Genomic DNA, 16,124 nt, shown 5'->3' with positions numbered 1-16,124 from the left:
CGGCCGGGGCCCGTGCCGGGCCGGCGCGGAACGTGACCGACGGGAATGCCCCCGTCCAGCGCCCGGCCCATCGAAGAAACAAAACAACGCAAAACAGGAACAAAATGACACGGGGTGGAACGGGGAGACCGCGGAACGCCACCGGCGGGGGTGTCTGCCGGTGTACATGCCGCCGACCGGGACAAAACGACACGGGCCGGCGCGGGGGCGACCGGCACAGGACGAAAAGGAGCGAGAGATGTCGCGCGAGGAGAACAAGGTAATCATCCGTCGGGTGTTCGACGAAATCGCCAGCAAGGGCGACTTCGACGTGGTCGACGAGATATATGCGGAAGACTATCTCGACCATGCCCCTTTCCCGGGCGCGCCGGCGGGCCGGGCCGGGGTCAAGCATTCGATCGGCGGGCTGCGCACCGCGTTTCCGGACCTGCACGTGACGGTCGAGGACATGAGTGCCCACGGGGACAAGGTGGCGGCGCACAACACCTGGGCGGGTACCCACACCGGTGAGGTGCTCGGAATTCCTCCCACCGGCCGGAGCGTGAGCTTCGGCGGTGTCGTGGTGTTCCGGCTCAAGAACGGCCTGATCATCGAACGCTGGGCGATCGACCTCGAGCTCGACCTGCTCAAGGAACTCGGCATGAACCTGCGGTGGTCCCGGCCGAAGGTGTGAGCGCGTCCGTGCCGGGCTCCGGCCCGCGCGGCCGCCACCGCGGCCCGCGCGACCGTCGCCCGGCACGGAGAAAGATCCGCTGGCTCGGAGGCGCATCGCTGAACGCGGATGACAACGGGCGGATGACGACGGATGGCAACCGCCTGGCCGGGGGAAGCGGTATCAGGTGCGGAGAACGGTCGTTGTCGGCTATGGGGGACAACCAGCTGGTACGAGCCTGTCACCATAAATGATCAACCGCGTCCCGTGGTGGCGGCGGGTCCCGCCCGGCAGTAGCCGTCCCCCAGAGCCGCCGCCAGGCGCGAGGAGGAGGTGCGTCCCGGAGTGGGGCCCGCCGGGCGGTGCCCCAGGGCCCGCCGCGGTGCCGTCCGCCTCCCGGCCCGACCCCGCCCGGCCGTGCCTCTCCGCAGGGCCGGCGGGCACAGGGGATCGGGCATGGGGATGACGTTGCTGTGGGGTCGGGATGGCGGCTGCCGCGCTCCGAAGTAGGCCGGCCGGCATTCACCGCACCGGCCGCACCGCCATACCCGTACGTATGGATCCGTAGCGACCGACCCGTGTCAAGTGCTGGACAGTCTTTACTGTCAACTATTTATCAGTATTTAATGCTCCTCAGGGGAATGTCAGGGCCATGGGGGGCATGGAGTGGTTGAACTTCTTATGTTGGGCCCACTCGAGCTACGAGTGGCTGGTATTCATGTAGATCTTGGGTCGGCGAAGCAGCGAACGGTGCTTGCCGTCCTGCTGGCGGATCTTGGGCGACCGGTGCCTCAGGATCTTCTCATCGACCGGGTGTGGGGAGGCTCACCTCCGGCCGAGGTGCGAAATGCGCTGTACACGTATGTCACGCGTTTGCGGCGGATACTCGTGTGTACCCGCCAGGTGGAGGGGGGGAAGGTCGAGCTGGTCCGGCAGCGGGGCGGCTATCTGCTCGACGCCGACCCCACCCTGCTCGATCTGAATCGGCACCGTTGTCTGGCGGAGCGGGCCCGGGCGGTGGCCGACAACAACCCGGAGCAGGCGTGCCACCTGCTCAGACAGGCCGCGGACCTGTGGCGGGGAGAACCCCTGGCCGGCCTGCCGGGGGACTGGGTCGCGCGGGTCCGGGAAAGGCTGGTCCCGCAGCGGCTTGGCGTGCTCGCGGAGCGGGCCGATCTTGAGATAGGGCTGGGCCGCGCCGACCGGGTGATCGACGAGCTGCAGGAGGCACTTGCCGAGAACGAACTGTTCGAGCCGCTGAGCTGCCAGCTCATCCGGGCGCTCTGGCACGCCGGCCGTGGCGCCGAGGCGCTGGAGTGCTACGCGCGGGTACGCCGGCGGATCGCCGACGAACTCGGGGTCGAACCCGGCGCACGGCTACGGCGGCTGCACGAGGCGATCCTGCGGGGCACTCTCGAGGCCGCCGCACCAGCCGGGCCGGTCGGGCCGGCCGCGCCAGCCGGGCCGGCCGCACCGGCCGGGTCACGGCCGGACGCGGTGGAGCCGCCGGAGGGCGACGACCCGCAGGCCGCGCAGCCACCACGGCCGCCGTGCCTGCTGCCCGCCGCCGTCGGAGACCTCACGGGCCGGGACGAGGAGGCGGAGCTGCTGTGCCAGCGGCTGACCGCCGCCGGCTCCCCTCCGTCGATGCCCGTCGCGGCGGTGCTCGGCATGGGCGGGCTGGGCAAGACGGTCCTGGCGGTCCACGTCGCGCACCGGTTACGAGAGCACTTCGACGACGGTCAGCTCTACGTGGACCTGCATGGTCAACAGCGCAGTCCGGTCGATCCCAGCGACGCGCTCGCCCGGTTCCTGCGCGCGCTGGGCGTCGCGGACAGCGAGATTCCGCTTGGCCTCGACGCACGCGCGGAGCTGTACCGCAGTCTGCTTGCCGACCGACGGGTCCTGGTGGTACTCGACGGTGCCGCCGACGAGAGCCAGATCGAGCCGCTGCTGCCGGGGTCGGGCAGCTGTGGGGTACTGATCACCAGCCGGGCGCGGCTGGCCGCGCTTCCCTGCACCCGACTGCACCTGAACGTGCTCGAGGTCGGGAGCGCGATCCGGATGCTGGCCCGCATCGTCGGCGACGACCGGGCGCTGGCCGACCCCGTGGCCGCCCGTGAGCTGGTACGCCTGTGCGGCTACCTGCCGCTGGCTGTTCGCGTTGCCGCGGCCAGGCTGGTGGCGCATCCCCACTGGAAGATTTCCGGCCTGGTGTCCAGGCTGGTCGACGAGCGGCGCCGGATAGCCGAGCTGCGCCACGGCGCCCTGGAGGTCCGCGGCAGCTTCGACCTGTCCTACCAGCGGATCGATCCGCAGGCGCGGCAGTTGCTGCGCCGGCTGGGGTTGCTCGGCTGCTCGGTCTTCTCCAGCCGGGTCGTCGAACAGGTGCTGGGGACCGATCGGCAGACGGCCGAAGGAATCCTCGACCGTCTGATCGACGCCCAGATGCTCGACATCGCCGGCACCGGGCCAGCCGGTGACGTGTGGTTCCGGCTGCACGAGCTGGTCAGGATCCACGCGCGCGACCGGGCGGAGCACGAGGAGAGCGGTCAGGAGGTCCGCCGGATCACCGCGCTCGGACAGCTGTTCGGACAGCAGTCCGAACAGCAGCCCGGTGACCGGCCGGCCGTGAACGTCCCCGCCCAGGCGGGTGCGGCCGAGCACTGGGACACCGCGTGGAAGAAATGGGAGGCGGAAGCCAGCGTCGGCAGCCACTGACCGGGACGGGCCACCCCCGGCATGATCGATGCCGGCTGTCCGTCGGTGCTTCCGGAGCCTCCCGGTTTTCGGAGCATCCGGTCAGAGCTGGGCACGGGTGCCGACGGCGGTGCCGCTCTCGTCTTCCCATGGCTATGTGTGCGGACAGCGCGGGATCCAACCGTCCGGGATCTGGTCGGCACCGTAACGGGCGTGTGTCAGCGACCGCGCCGCCGCCTGCGATCAGCCCTGGGGTGTGCTCCTCACGGTAACGAATGTATGTCCTGGTGGTCCGTGCGGGTGGGTCGCTTCCGAATCGCGGTGACTGCGGAGGAGGATGGGCGCAGGCGACGGGGCTGGCGGCCGGTGATGTGAAAGTCGTCACAGCTCGTGATCGCCGCTGCTCGTCGTCACGTGATGAGATGGCGTGACCGTCGACGACGATTTCGGGACGCGACGACGATTTCGGGATGGCTGTGAGACTTCGAGACACTGTGAAACTCCGAGACAACTGTGAGGAGCCCCTGCGGTGAGGCTGGCGATGGGCACCCGGGAGGTCTTCGACGCGGAGAGCCTGCTTGAGGAGTACCTCGGGCCACGTAAGCGTGGCCTGCGTTACGCCTATCCGTACTATGACGGGCTCACCACCAACGGTGACTCCGACCTGCTGTGCACCGGCGATCTGCTCGCGCCCTGCCTGCTCGGCGTCCAGGTGGACGTCGACCGGATGCACACGTTGACGGCGCTGACGCCGTTGCTGCAGCGCGGGCTCGACAAGCTCCCACCCGGCATCGAACTGATCGAGGCCGACGAGATCACCCTTGATCTTGTCGCGGCCCTGTACGACCCCCTGGACGATCCGGATGTCTCCGACCGCGACGTCAAGGGGTCGTTGATCGCAAAGGTGCTGCACCGCAAGCGACCGGCGCTGGTGCCGCTGTTCGACTCCAAGGTCAGGATCTTCTACCAGCACGAGCGCTGCATCCCGCCGTCTCCCCGGGACGGGCGTTCCTGGCGTGAGTACATGCAGCTGCTGGTTCGCGCCATGCAGTACGACCTGAAGGAGAACGCCGACGAGTTCCACCGGCTGTCCGCGCTCGTCCCCCGTAACGGGCCGCCGCTGACACCGCTGCGCATCCTCGACATCGTGGTGTGGATGAGCAGTGCGGTCTGATCTCCGAGATTCTGATCTCCGCCGGTCTGATCTCCGCCGGTCGCCGCCGCGGGTGCCGCCGCCGAGGGCACGGTGAGGCGCGGCGACACGCCGTCGGGGTGCCTGTCCGTACTGGCCGTGGTGCCGTTGCGGGCGGCGCGTGCCCTGACGGTGGGACGAGCGCCAGTCCGTTACGAGGTCGGGCGGGGCGTGGGCCTGCGGGGCCTGATCTGGAACGGCGTCGCCGACACCACCTTCGACGGTGTCGTGGTGGTCGGTGTGGACGGCCGGGTGGCCGCTGTCGGGCCGCGTGACCAGGTGGCGCTGCCGGACGGCCTACGCATGATCGACTGTGCCTGGATCGGACCGGGTGTCGTCGACGCCCACGTGCACCTGCCGGCCACCGCCACGCCCGGGTACGACGAACTGCGTTCCGGTGTCGTGGCCGTGCGTGACCTCGGTTCGTCGATCGAGCGGCTCACCCACTGGCGGTTCGCCGCGCCGATCATGGTTGCCGGCACAGGCCCCCGGGTGGTGGGCACGCCGAGGCAAAGGCCGCGTCCGGATCGTGCGGACCGCTTCGGGGAGTCCGTCGGCCCTGCCCAGGGTGCCGCGGCCGACCGGCTGGATGCCCGGTCCCCCAACTCGTCGCGATCCGCCCGTCGCGGCACCGCTGGCCGGATCGCGACGAGCCGCCACACGCTGGGCCGCCACCTGCCAGGCCGTCACGGATGGAACCGCGACGCGACAGACCAGCACCTGTCAGATCAGCACCTGTCAGACCAGTATCCGCCGGGCCGGCACGTCTCGGATTATTACGGGCCGCGCCGTCACGGACCAGATTGGCACGGTTTGGGTCAGCATGGACTGGGCTGGCACGGGCTGAACGGGCTGAACTGGCGCGGGTTGAACTGGCAGGGAGCGGGCCAGCAGGAGGTGGGCCGGCAGGGAGCGGGGCGAAAGGCGCAGAGCTGGCATGCCCGCCGCGGCGACGCGGTGGTCGTCGTCGAAAGCCCGGCCGCGGCCCGCGGGCTCGTCGCCGGGCTCGTCGCGGACGGCGTCGATCTGATCAAGGTATATGTCGGGGACGCCGCGACCAGCGCGGATACCGGGCGTGGGAAGCGTCCGAACTGGCCGCCGTTGCCTCCGGCCGAGCTCGCGGTCATGGTCGAGGCCGCCCATGCGGCAGGTCTTCCGGTAACAGCGCACGCGCTGAGCGTCGACGCCGTCGAGATGGCGCTGCGGGCGGGCGTGGACGAACTCGCCCACGTCCCGGTGGAGCCCCTGCCGCCACGGACGATCGAGCGGATCGCCGCCGCGGGCGTGCCGGTGGTCTCGACGTTGCAGTGCCATGCCGGGTTCGGCCCGGCGCCCGGGCGTAACGCGGCGTTGCTCCACCGGGCCGGGGTCACCCTGGTCTACGGCACCGACGCGGGGGGCACGGGCAGCCGGCCGCCCGGGGTCGACCCGCGGGAGCTCGACCGGCTCGCCTATGCCGGGCTCGGCCGCCTCGGCGCGCTGCGCGCCGCAACGTCCGTGGCGGCCCGGGCGGCCGGGCTCGACGGCCGCCGGCCGTCCGGGCGTGTCGAGGTGGGCGGGCACGCCGCCGTCGTGGGGCTGCCCATGGATCCGCTCGTCGAACCCGCTGCCTGGCGCCATCCGACGGTGGTCGTCAACGGCCAGCGGGTGATCATCTCGTAATGTGCGTCGATGTGAAGCTTTCCATCCTGATGCCGGTTTTCAACGAAGAGGCCACGCTTGCGGCTGCCGTCAAGCGGGTGCTCGAGGTCGGCTACCGCTGTGAGATCGAACTCGTCGTGGTCAACGACGGCAGCCTGGACGGAACCCGTTCCATCCTCGACTCCCTCGACGACCCCCGGCTGGTCGTCGTGCACCAGTCGGTGAACCGGGGCAAGGGTGCCGCCGTGCGGACCGCGAGCGATCGTGCCAGCGGTGACTACCTCGTCATCTGCGACGCCGATCTGGAATACGCTCCCGAGGAGATCCCGGCGCTGCTGGAACCGGTCCTCGCCGGCGAGGCCGACGTCGTCTTCGGCTCACGGACGTTCAGCGGCAACACCGCGTTCTCGTTCTGGTACGTGGTGGGCAACAAGCTGGTGACGCTGGCCGCGAACGTTCTTTTCAACAGCTACATCAGCGATCTGGAGACCTGCTTCAAGCTGCTGCCGGTCAGCCTGTACCGCGAGCTGGACGTCCGCTCCGCCGGCTTCGGCATGGAGGCCGAGGTGACCGCGAAGCTGCTTTCCCGCGGCATCCGGCCGTTCGAGGTACCGATCAGCTACAAGGCCCGCACCCGGGCGCAGGGCAAGAAGCTGACCTGGCGGGACGGGGTCGAGGCGCTGTGGATACTCGGCTCGGTGCGGGCCCGTCACCGCAGGTCCGGTCGCTGAGCAGGTCCGGTCGCTGAGCAGGCCTGGTCACTGAAGCAGGTCCGGTCGCTGAAGCGGGCATGGCTGCCGGGTGGGCCCGGTTACCGACCTGAAGTGGGCCCGGCCGGCAGACCGCGCGGCGCGTTCCCCTCACCCCGGCCGGTCACGGATCTGAAACGATCCGGAAACCGGCCCTGAAGTGACCCGGGTAACGGTCCTGAAGTGAGCCCAGGGACTGACACGCGCAGCGAACCAGGCGCTGGCCGCGGGCAGCGGCCCGGGTACCGAAGCGGTGGCCCGGGTGACGGCCGGCTGGTGAATATCCGGCCGAGGAGGTGGCCCTCACCAGCCCTCAGGCCGACTCCACGCCCGCGGGCTGCGACAATGGGCCGCGTGCTGAGCTACGTCGTGCGTGGGCTCACCCGCCGGCACGGCGCGGGTGAGCATGCCGTACTCGCCACCTCCAACATCGATCTTGATGTCGGACGCGGCGAGGTCTTCGGTGTCCTCGGGCCGAATGGCGCTGGTAAGACCACGCTGCTGCGTCAGCTCATGGGGCTGATCCGGCCGGACGCCGGGTCCATCACGATGTTCGGGTGGGACGTCGTCGCCCGTCCCGACATCCCGCCGCGGCTGGCGGCCTATCTCGGCCAGCACGACATGGCCCTGGAGGATCTGCCGGTGGGTCGCGCGGTGGAGACCACCGCGCGACTGCGTGGCCTCGGTCGTGGCGCGGCGCGGGCGGCCCGTGACGCCGTCGTCGACGAACTCGGCCTCGCCCCGGTCGTGGCCCGGCCGATGCGGCAACTTTCCGGCGGTCAGCGCAGGCTCGCCTCCGTCGCCTGCACCCTGGTCGGCGACCGTATGGTGCTCGTCCTGGACGAGCCGACCACCGGCCTGGACCCGACCGCCCGACGCGCGGTGTGGTCGGCGCTCGAACGCCGCCGGGCCGCCGCGGGCGTCACCGTGGTGCTGGTCACCCACAACGTCCTGGAGGCGGAGACGGTGCTCGACCGGGTCGCGGTCCTCGACGCTGGTCGGGTGATCGCCTGTGACACCCCCGGACGGCTCAAGGCGTCGGTGAGCAACGACGTTCGGCTGGACCTTGTCTGGCGCTGCGATCCGCCCGCCCACGACCCGACGATCGCCCGTCTCGCCCGGCAGGCCGAGATCAGTGGCCGTCGCTGGACCACGCGCATGGACGCGGCCGCCGCCCGAGACGCGCTCGCGCGGCTGACCAGCGGCCCCGCCTTCGCCGCCCTCGACGACTTCACGCTGGCCACGCCGTCCCTGGAGGACGTCTATCTCGCCCTTGGCGGAGCATCCCGCACCCTGGAGCGCACATGAGCACGGTTATCCTGTGACCGCCGCCGCAGCTTACGACGCGGCCGGGCAGATCGCCGGCCGGGCCGTCGAGGCGGCCGGCCCGCCCACCGAGACCGTCTCGATCGTCGAACGGACGGCCGATACCCTCGACCGGTCCGTCGGCGGCTTTTCCCGGGCCGTGGCGGCGGCTGACACGCCCGTGCCGCTGCCGCCGAGCACCCCCTTCGGGGCCGCGCTCGGCGCCGTCTACGTCGGCCAGCTCGCCCGGGCCCGGGTGGCCCGAGTGCCTCTGCTGTTCGTCGCCGCGTTCCAGTCGCTCGGGATCATGCTGCTGCTACGCGGAGTGGTCGATGTTGGCAACGAGACGACCAGCGAGCAGGTGGTGGCGGGCTCGACCGTGCTGGTGGTGGCCTTCGTCGCGCTGAACCTTCTCGCGCAGCGCTTCGGGGCGCTGCGCGCGGCCGGGGCGCTGGACTACTACCTGACTCTGCCCGTCCCGGGCAGCGCCGTGGTGCTTGGCACGGCCGCTTCCTACGCGTCGTTCGCGGTACCAGGGATGATTATTACGGCTGTGGTGGGCTCGCTGCTGTACGGTCTGCCTCTGTCGGGCCTGTGGCTGCTGCTGCCGGTGGCTGTCATGGCCGGTGCGTCTCTCGCTGGAATCGGCGCGGTCATCGGGCTGCTCGCTCCCCGCCAGGAACTTGCGACGGTCGCCGGACAGGTCGGTATGAGCGTCGTGCTGTTCCTCGGGATCATCCCGGCGGACCGGTTGCCGCTCGGGATCGACGTGCTGCGTGACCTGCTACCCAGCACATACGCGGTGGATGTGCTGGCCGGCGCCTTCCGGCCGTCGGTCAACTGGGGCATGGTCACCGTCGATCTGCTGGTGTGCGCGCTGGTGGCGTTCGTCACGCTGCTGGCGGCCAGTATCGCGCTGCGACGTGCCGGTAACGCCCCGCGTTAGGCCGTTGCGGTGGATTCTCAGCCGCGCGGGCCGACGCCCATCCGGTCGCTATCCATCAGCAACAGCCTGGCATGACAGTTACGCGAACGCTGACAGGACCGTTGACGGCGCGCATCACAACGCGCAGTTGCGGGGCCTCCCTGAGGCGCAGCAGTCTGAGGCGCAGCAGTCCGGTGCCGGGCATCCCCGCTCACCGCGGCCAGGCCAGCATGACCAGCCCGATGGCGTCGTGGCGGACGGTTGGCCGATGCTCGAGGAGCCTCGGCGTCGTTTCTGGGCTGTGGGCAGGTCCGGGCTTTTCACCGGCCTGCTGTGCGCGCTCGTCATGGCTGCCTTCGGCCTGCCTGTCGGGCTGTTGTGGGCGTTGACGGCCCCGCGCCTGAACGTTCGGGCGGTACTGGCTGGCAGTGAGATCGTTTTCGATGCTCAGGCCGGTGTCGACGTGTACTTCGCCGTGATCTGCGTTGTCGCCGGTCTGATCGGGGGGCTCCTCGGCTTCTGGCGGGGCCGTGACAGCGGCTGGCCGGTCCCCGTGGGACTGGCTCTGGGCGGGATCGGCGGCTCCCTGCTGGCGAGTTGGATCGGGCATGTGCTGCGGTCGGCGCGAGCCGTCTCGCAGTTGCCCGAGGGTGCCAGCAGCTTGGTCATCCAACTTGTCGAGTTCCGGTTGCGTTCGTCTGGCTTCCTGCTCGTCCTGCCCGCCGTGTCGCTGCTGGTGCTGTCGGTGCTGAGCTGGTTGTCGCTCTTCGTGATGCCACGCCGCGAGATGCCACGCGGCGAACAGATGTGAACAGTCCCCGCTGGACGCCATGCCACGGTTCCTATCGGGTTGCTACAGGGTTGCTACGGGAGGCGCGGTTCCGGTTTCGCCAGAGGCGCTCGCGAGTGGGCTGGGGCCGGCGCACAGCGCTGTCCGTCGCTCCGGACGCACCTGGTGGCCTTGTGTTCGGTTGGTATGGACAACGATGATGCTCTGTCCGCTCGGTCAGAATGCTCATGCGGTGACGGTGGGCTGGCAAAGCTGGACGACGCCCTGTTCGCTTGGGTCAGGAGGTCGAGGCCGTGGTCGAACCCACACCGGAGTTGCTGGTCGTCATCGCGTCACGGACAGTCAGGCTGGATCCGGCAGTCCACGGTTCTGATGATCTTAACGGTCCAGTCGGCCCTGGCAAGCACGGTGATGTGGCCGGCCCCGCGGAGGAGAAGGGACCCGACGGGAGCGATCGCTACCAGACGGTCCTCACCGCTCTGCGAGAGATCGCGCAGGTCACGGCGGTCCTACCACCTCGTCTGGCCCTGGTCGCCGCGTCGAAGACCCAGGCGGACGCGTTGATCCGGCTTCCCGGTGTTGCCGGAGTGTTCCTCGAAGCGGTTCCGGCGGGCCTGCGTGAGACGCTCACCGCGAGTGAGCATCTCTTCGTGGATGGATGGCTCGCGCGCCTGGCTGGTAAGCAACGTTCCGCGGAGGGACTGCCCTGGGACGCCACCGACACCGGCCGACTGCCTCCCGGGCCACCCACATGACCGGTGCGAGAACCGGTGAGCACGGCGCCTCCGCGGGTCGCCGGCCCGGCCGCGGATGCGGGGCCGGAGAGGGCCGGCTCGGAAAGGACGCGGTCGGCGGCCCGGGCCCCGTGTCACGTACGACGAGCGTCCCGCGACCACCCGCGACGACCAGCCAGCCCACCCGAGTCAGGGGAGCTATCGTTACGTACGGACAGGCATGTTTCGGAAGGTTTCAGGCGGGGGTCCCGAGCCGAAGCACATGATGTCGCGTGTTCTCGCCCGGTCGATCGGTCGTCCGCTGACCAGCGCGTACGCCGGTACTCCTGCGGCGGAGAGCGAGAAGCGACGGATGCTGGATCCGTTGTATCGGCTCATCGCCATCGGCTCATCGCCGACGCGATCGTCACCTCCCACCGGGGGCTTGCTGTGATCCTCGGAACCGGCGGCTGTGTCGCGATACTGATCGTCTCGCCCGGCGTCGCGTCCGTGGTTGTCACGGGACTGACCGTGCTCGGCCTCCTGTACCAGTTGGCGTTCCGCCGCTGACATCATGCGGCGGAACGCCGACGTACGACCTGGATCCGGGAAACGACCGCTAGAAGATCTTCCCGGGTGGCAGCCACTGGAAGGTGTCCGACGTGCGGGCCATCGCGTACAGCCGGTCGCCGACTCTCGCCACCACCTCCAGATGCTTGCCGAACGAGCTCTGGATCATGGTGACCGCGTCGACGTGGCCGAGTTCGGTGGCGAACCTGGTCGGGCCGCTCCAGGGAAAGCCGGCCGCGTCGTTGTTCCGCCACAGGTGGACCAGACCGCCGCTGGCCGACGGCACGAGCACCTCGAAGTTGCCGATCCGGCCGAACCCGCTCTGGATCAGCACCGGATTTCCGGTGACGCCTTCGGCGAACACCGTCGAGGTCCGCCACACGCCGTCCTGGGTACGGTAAATGTGGGCCAGCCGACCGCCTGCCAGCGCGACGGCTTCCAGGTTGCCGTTGTCGAAGTTTCCCTGGATGAGGCTGACCGCGTCGACATGGCCGAGGTTCGCCGCCACGACGACGGGCTGGCTCCAGGGGAAACCGGCGACGTCGTTGTTGCGCGAGAGGTAGAGCAGGCCGACGTCGGCGGCGGGCGCCAGCACCTCGAACGTGCCGCGCCGGCCCAGCCTGCTGTGGATCAGTGACGGTGTCCCGGCGACACCGTCGGTTATCCGGGTGGGGGACTGCCAGCGCAGGGCGGGCCCGCTGTCACGCCAGAGGAACAGCAGCGACTTCCCGACCCGGGCGAGCGCTTCCAACGCCCCCGGTGTCGCCAGCCTGCTCTGGATCATTGTGAGCGCGTCGATCCGACCGTTGCCCTGTGCCACCTGTGTCGGTTCCCGCCAGGGGAAACCGGGAGCGTCGTTGTCCCGCCACAGGTGTGTCATCCCGGCGAACGCCGACGGCACCACCAGTTCGAAGTTGCCGGTGTGCCCGAAGCTGCTCTGCACCAGGACGGGATTGCCACCGACCCCGCGGCCCCAGCCGACGTGGCTGGGGGTGTAGCGGCACAGCTCGAAGCTGTTCGACCGCATCAGGCAGTTGACGCTGTCCGGTGCGCAGCCGTCGCAGTTGCCGTTCGGGGTGGCGAACCGGCCCCATGTCCCACCGCAGTTGCATCCGCTGGCGGCGTACTCGTCGGGACAGCCGAAGATGTGGCCTGTCTCGTGGGCGAAGACCCGGTCGAGGTTGTCCGGACCCCATCCGTCGTTGTCGTAGGACAGGACGAGCCGGGGCCCGCCGATGGAGCTGTAGGCGAAGTACTGCAGCGGGTATTTGGTGACGAACGCACAGTAGGACCATCGTGTGACGTGCCTGGCGCGCAGGTCGTCGACGTAGTCGTAGACTCCGTCGAAGTTCGGCTGGTAGCCGAGCTGGCTCATGGCCGGGTCCCGCCAGCGTGCTTCCAGGTCGGCCGCGGCGGGGTCCGGGGGAGTGGAGATCCGGACGACCTTGATGTCGTAGCTGAAGGTGAGCTCTGCCGCCGGGTTGACGGTGGCGTACCAGGACAGGCCGTTCTGGATCTCGGCGACGGTCTTGGTGCGTTCCGCGGCGGTGAACTGCAGATCGGCGCTCGGCCCTTCCACGATGATCACGCCGATCGCGATGCTGCCCTCCATGAAGGCGCTGGTGGGCCCGCCGGTGCCGCCTCCGCCGCCTGGCTGGCCGAGCTGTCCGTCGGCGGGGACGGCGGCGGCGGTGAGCACGGGGGCGCCGCTCGTGCCCAGGCTGGTGGGGGATGGCGAGTCGGTGGGGGAGCGAGGCTGTCGCGGGACGCCGCCGCCACCGCCGTCCGGGGCCTGCCCGGAGGAGCCTCGCGGCGGTGGGACGTCGGTGCACGGCCGGTCCCAGTCCCACAGCTCGTCGGATCTCGCGCGGTCCTGTTTGGCCCGCTGGTAGTCGGTACTGGCGCGTAACTGGAAGGCGGCCAGGCCCAGACGTTCGAGCCCGTCGAGATGGGCGGGGTCGACGGCGGTGGCGCCGGAGGCGCCCGGCCCGGGAGAGGAGTCCGGGGCGACCGTGGCGGGGCTGACGATGCTGACCCGGCCGTAGCAGTGGAGCACCCGCGCGGACTCGTTGGTCGGTGGCGGCTGGTCGACTGGGTCCGAGCCGTCGTCACGTGCCGTGCTCGCCTGCGCGTACGCATGTGCCACGATGATCTGTTCGGCTGGTATGTCCCCCGCCATGGATGATCCGTATCCCTTCTGGTGGATGAGCGGTGCGGATGAACTGTGCGGAGTTGTACCTTGTTGATCTAGAATTGTGTCGTGTTTGGGAAAAGTGTGCGGATGTCCAGCCCGATGTCGTATTCGCGCAGCAAAGATCCGCGTCAGGGGTTCGAGCGCCGAGATCCGCGTACCGGATGGATTCGGAATGGGCCGGAAATCGGATGGCTGCCGGATCCGGAACAGCCCCGGCCCCGGACCCGAGATCGTCGGGGCCGGGGCCGGGATGGGCTCTGCCGGGGGTGACCGGGTGCCGGGCGGCGGTCGGAAGTAGTTACAAAAAGTGACCAGCCGCTCGGGATGACCGGTTACAGCGGCCGGTTACAGTGGGCGACGCAGTGGAGTCGAGGGTGGTGGCTCGCCCCGGTGCTGCGGGTCGCCCCAGCCCACGGAGCCCGGCATGCTGGGCTGGAGATGCTGCCCCGCTCCGGTCTGCTGCCCCGGCTGGCCCGACTGGCCGCCGCGGGCCTGTGCGGCCAGGGCCTCCGCCGCGTTGTGCATGAGCATCTCGATCAGCCGTACGGCCTGCGTGGTCGGAAGGTTCAGTACGACCTCGGCGTCGCCGGCAATCGTGAACGTCACGGATACATCCGCCATGTCGGAATCACGTCCTTGGGTGGGCGCTGGGTGCCTCCGCAGGCGCATATGTCACGATTGCGCCTCCTTCGACCTGAGTCTGCCTGAACAAACGTGCATGTGCGGTTTGGATCCGTCTGCCACAGGGGCCACGGTACGGCGCGACGGCCGGCCGGTGCCCGCTGCCTCGCGGTGGACCTGCCGGCGCGGCCGCGCCGATCACGGCCCGGTAGTGTCCGGACGGTGGCAGCATCACATCCTCCTGCGCGTCCGGACCTGGGCGACCATCGCGAAAGGCAGCCCGGAACGCCGGTCGGATCACCGCTTGGACCGCTGCCCGGACCACTGCCCGGATCGTCGTGGGTATCGGTGGTGTCGGGGGTGTTGGGGGCGCCCGGGTCACAGCCTGGATCGTCGGGACTACCGGCCGACGCCCGCCGGCAGCAGCCCAGCGTGGCCGAGTGCGTCGCCGAACTGGAGCGGTGCTATCCGCCGTCCTGGGCGCAGTCGTGGGACGCGGTGGGGCTCGCCGTCGGTGACCCGAACATGCCGGTTCAGCATGTTCTGTTCGCCGTCGACCCCGTCGTCGAGGTCGTCCGGGAGGCTGTCGAGCAGGGTGCGCAACTGCTGGTCACCCACCATCCACTGTTCCTGCGGGGGGTGCACGGGGTGGCCGAGACGAGCGCGGGCGGTCGGGTCGTGGCCACCGCCATCCGTGGTGGGGTGGCGCTGTTCACCGCCCACACGAATGCCGATGTGGCCTGCCCGGGGGTGAGCGACGCGCTCGCGGACGCGCTCGGGCTCACCGCCGTCGAACCGCTCGACGGGCCACCGGAGCGGCCGGAGAAGCCGGCCGGGCCGCCAGCGCGGCCGGGAGAGCCGGGAGAGCTGGGAGAAGAGCCACCGCCCGGCCCGGCCCGGTCCGGCAACGGTGGCCTCGGCCGGGTCGGTGAGCTGCCCCGGGCCGAGCCGCTGCATGTCTTCTGCGCGCGGGTGGCCGCCGCGCTGCCCGCCACCGCCGGTGGGGTGCGTGCCACCGGCGACCCGGACCGCCCGGTGCGCCGGATCGCGGTCTGCGGTGGCTCCGGCGGCGAACTGATCGGTGCGGCCGCGCGTGCCGGCGCCGACGCGCTGGTGACCGCCGACGGACGTCACCACCACGTCCTCGACGCCGTGGCTGCCCACGACGTGGCGCTCGTGGACGTGGCGCACTGGGCCAGCGAATGGCCGTGGCTGCACATCGCCTCCGCCCGGTTGCGTGTCGGTCTGGCCGCCCGAGGCCGTACGGTGAACACCACGGTCTCCGCCCTGGTGACGGACCCGTGGCGCTGGCACGCGGCCTCGCCGTGGCCGACCGGGCCGGATCCCGACCGAGCGGCGGGCCAGGGCTACGGCCAGGGCCAGGGCCAGGTTGACGATCGTGACCAGGGCCGGGACCAGCGGTGACGGATGCTGCCGGGAACGCTGCCGGGAACAACACCCACGGAGCACAGCCGCGGAGCACAGTGAGGAGCACATGAAGGCCGATCCAGCGACCCAGCTTCGTCTGTTGGACGTACAGGCGATCGACTCCAGCCTTGACCGGCTCGCCGCACGCCGGCGCAACCTGCCCGAGCATGCCGAGATCGACAAGCTGGACGCGCAGCTTGCCGCCCTCAACGACGATCTGGTCCGGGTCTCCACCCAGGTGCGGGATCTGGGCCGGTCGCAACAGAAACTGGAAACCGAGGTCGACCTGGTGCGCTCCCGGGCCGCCCGGGACCGTAGGCGTCTGGACTCCGGGCAGATCACCAACGCCCGTGAGCTGGAGAACCTGCAGGCGGAGATCGCCTCGCTGGCCCGCCGACAGGGCGTCCTCGAAGACGAACTGCTCGAGCTCATGGAGACCGCCGAGGGGCTGGAGGCCCGAGCCGGGGTGATCAGGGCGGATCAGGAGCGGGTCAACGCCGAGCGGGCGACGTCCGTGGCCAGCCGGGACGCGGCGCTGGCCGAGATCGACAACGAGGTGGCGGCCCGCCGTGCCGAGCGGGAGGCCATCGTCCCGACCCTGCCCGCCGACCTGGTGGCCCTGTACGAGCGGCTGCGAGCCTCGT

13 protein-coding genes (1 of these 13 cut by a window edge) are annotated in these 16,124 nt (G+C 70.2%); 11 read left to right on the top strand and 2 right to left on the bottom strand.

Annotated features, from left to right (window positions below; genetic code table 11):
• The first annotated feature begins 238 nt into the window (after positions 1-238).
• The 9 genes from FrCorBMG51_RS05045 to FrCorBMG51_RS05005 all read left to right on the top strand — a co-directional run bounded on the left by FrCorBMG51_RS05045 (position 239) and on the right by FrCorBMG51_RS05005 (position 10,709).
• Positions 239-673, top strand: coding sequence for an ester cyclase (locus tag FrCorBMG51_RS05045; RefSeq protein WP_047221935.1), 435 nt, complete (start codon positions 239-241; stop codon positions 671-673).
• A gap of 660 nt (positions 674-1,333) precedes the next feature.
• On the top strand, positions 1,334-3,373 hold the full coding sequence (locus tag FrCorBMG51_RS05040) for an AfsR/SARP family transcriptional regulator (RefSeq protein WP_083730833.1): 2,040 nt from the start codon (positions 1,334-1,336) through the stop codon (positions 3,371-3,373).
• A 508-nt stretch (positions 3,374-3,881) separates the two neighbouring features.
• On the top strand, positions 3,882-4,526 hold the full coding sequence (locus FrCorBMG51_RS05035; RefSeq protein ID WP_013874259.1) for a DUF6308 family protein: 645 nt from the start codon (positions 3,882-3,884) through the stop codon (positions 4,524-4,526).
• A 72-nt stretch (positions 4,527-4,598) separates the two neighbouring features.
• Positions 4,599-6,206, top strand: a complete 1,608-nt coding sequence (locus tag FrCorBMG51_RS24700; RefSeq protein ID WP_157180393.1) for an amidohydrolase family protein — start codon at positions 4,599-4,601, stop codon at positions 6,204-6,206.
• Positions 6,207-6,217: 11 nt separating this feature from the next.
• Entirely contained in the window at positions 6,218-6,916 is a 699-nt protein-coding gene (locus tag FrCorBMG51_RS05025) for a glycosyltransferase family 2 protein (RefSeq protein WP_047221990.1), read from the top strand.
• 363 nt (positions 6,917-7,279) lie between these two features.
• Positions 7,280-8,242: an ABC transporter ATP-binding protein gene (locus FrCorBMG51_RS05020; protein ID WP_047221934.1), complete on the top strand. Its 963-nt coding sequence runs from the start codon at positions 7,280-7,282 to the stop codon at positions 8,240-8,242.
• Positions 8,243-8,255: 13 nt separating this feature from the next.
• Positions 8,256-9,185 (top strand): ABC transporter permease, encoded by a 930-nt coding sequence (locus FrCorBMG51_RS05015; protein ID WP_235433319.1) that lies wholly within the window; start codon positions 8,256-8,258, stop codon positions 9,183-9,185.
• Positions 9,186-9,432: 247 nt separating this feature from the next.
• Complete coding sequence (locus FrCorBMG51_RS05010) at positions 9,433-9,975, top strand: hypothetical protein (protein WP_139342175.1); 543 nt, start codon at positions 9,433-9,435, stop codon at positions 9,973-9,975.
• A 272-nt stretch (positions 9,976-10,247) separates the two neighbouring features.
• Positions 10,248-10,709 (top strand): hypothetical protein, encoded by a 462-nt coding sequence (locus tag FrCorBMG51_RS05005; RefSeq protein ID WP_139342176.1) that lies wholly within the window; start codon positions 10,248-10,250, stop codon positions 10,707-10,709.
• A 577-nt stretch (positions 10,710-11,286) separates the two neighbouring features.
• Here the strand turns inward: FrCorBMG51_RS05005 and FrCorBMG51_RS05000 are convergent.
• Positions 11,287-13,416: a PLL family lectin gene (locus FrCorBMG51_RS05000; RefSeq protein ID WP_047221931.1), complete on the bottom strand. Its 2,130-nt coding sequence runs from the start codon at positions 13,414-13,416 to the stop codon at positions 11,287-11,289.
• 360 nt (positions 13,417-13,776) lie between these two features.
• Positions 13,777-14,037, bottom strand: a complete 261-nt coding sequence (locus tag FrCorBMG51_RS04995) for a hypothetical protein (RefSeq protein ID WP_338052688.1) — start codon at positions 14,035-14,037, stop codon at positions 13,777-13,779.
• 375 nt (positions 14,038-14,412) lie between these two features.
• Between FrCorBMG51_RS04995 and FrCorBMG51_RS04990 the strand changes: the two genes are divergently transcribed.
• Positions 14,413-15,477, top strand: coding sequence for a Nif3-like dinuclear metal center hexameric protein (locus FrCorBMG51_RS04990; protein WP_052914345.1), 1,065 nt, complete (start codon positions 14,413-14,415; stop codon positions 15,475-15,477).
• A gap of 70 nt (positions 15,478-15,547) precedes the next feature.
• On the top strand, positions 15,548-16,124 hold the 5' portion of the coding sequence (locus FrCorBMG51_RS04985; RefSeq protein ID WP_476742107.1) for a zinc ribbon domain-containing protein. Its footprint extends 95 nt past the window's final position; only the first 577 of its 672 coding nucleotides appear in the window; its start codon is at positions 15,548-15,550; its stop codon lies off the right edge, out of view.

Origin of the sequence: Protofrankia coriariae (assembly GCF_001017755.1) — a bacterium.
Taxonomy (GTDB): Bacteria; Actinomycetota; Actinomycetes; order Frankiales; family Frankiaceae; genus Protofrankia; species Protofrankia coriariae.
Note: the sequence above shows the minus strand (reverse complement) of the source record. Positions and strands in the feature narration are given on the sequence as shown.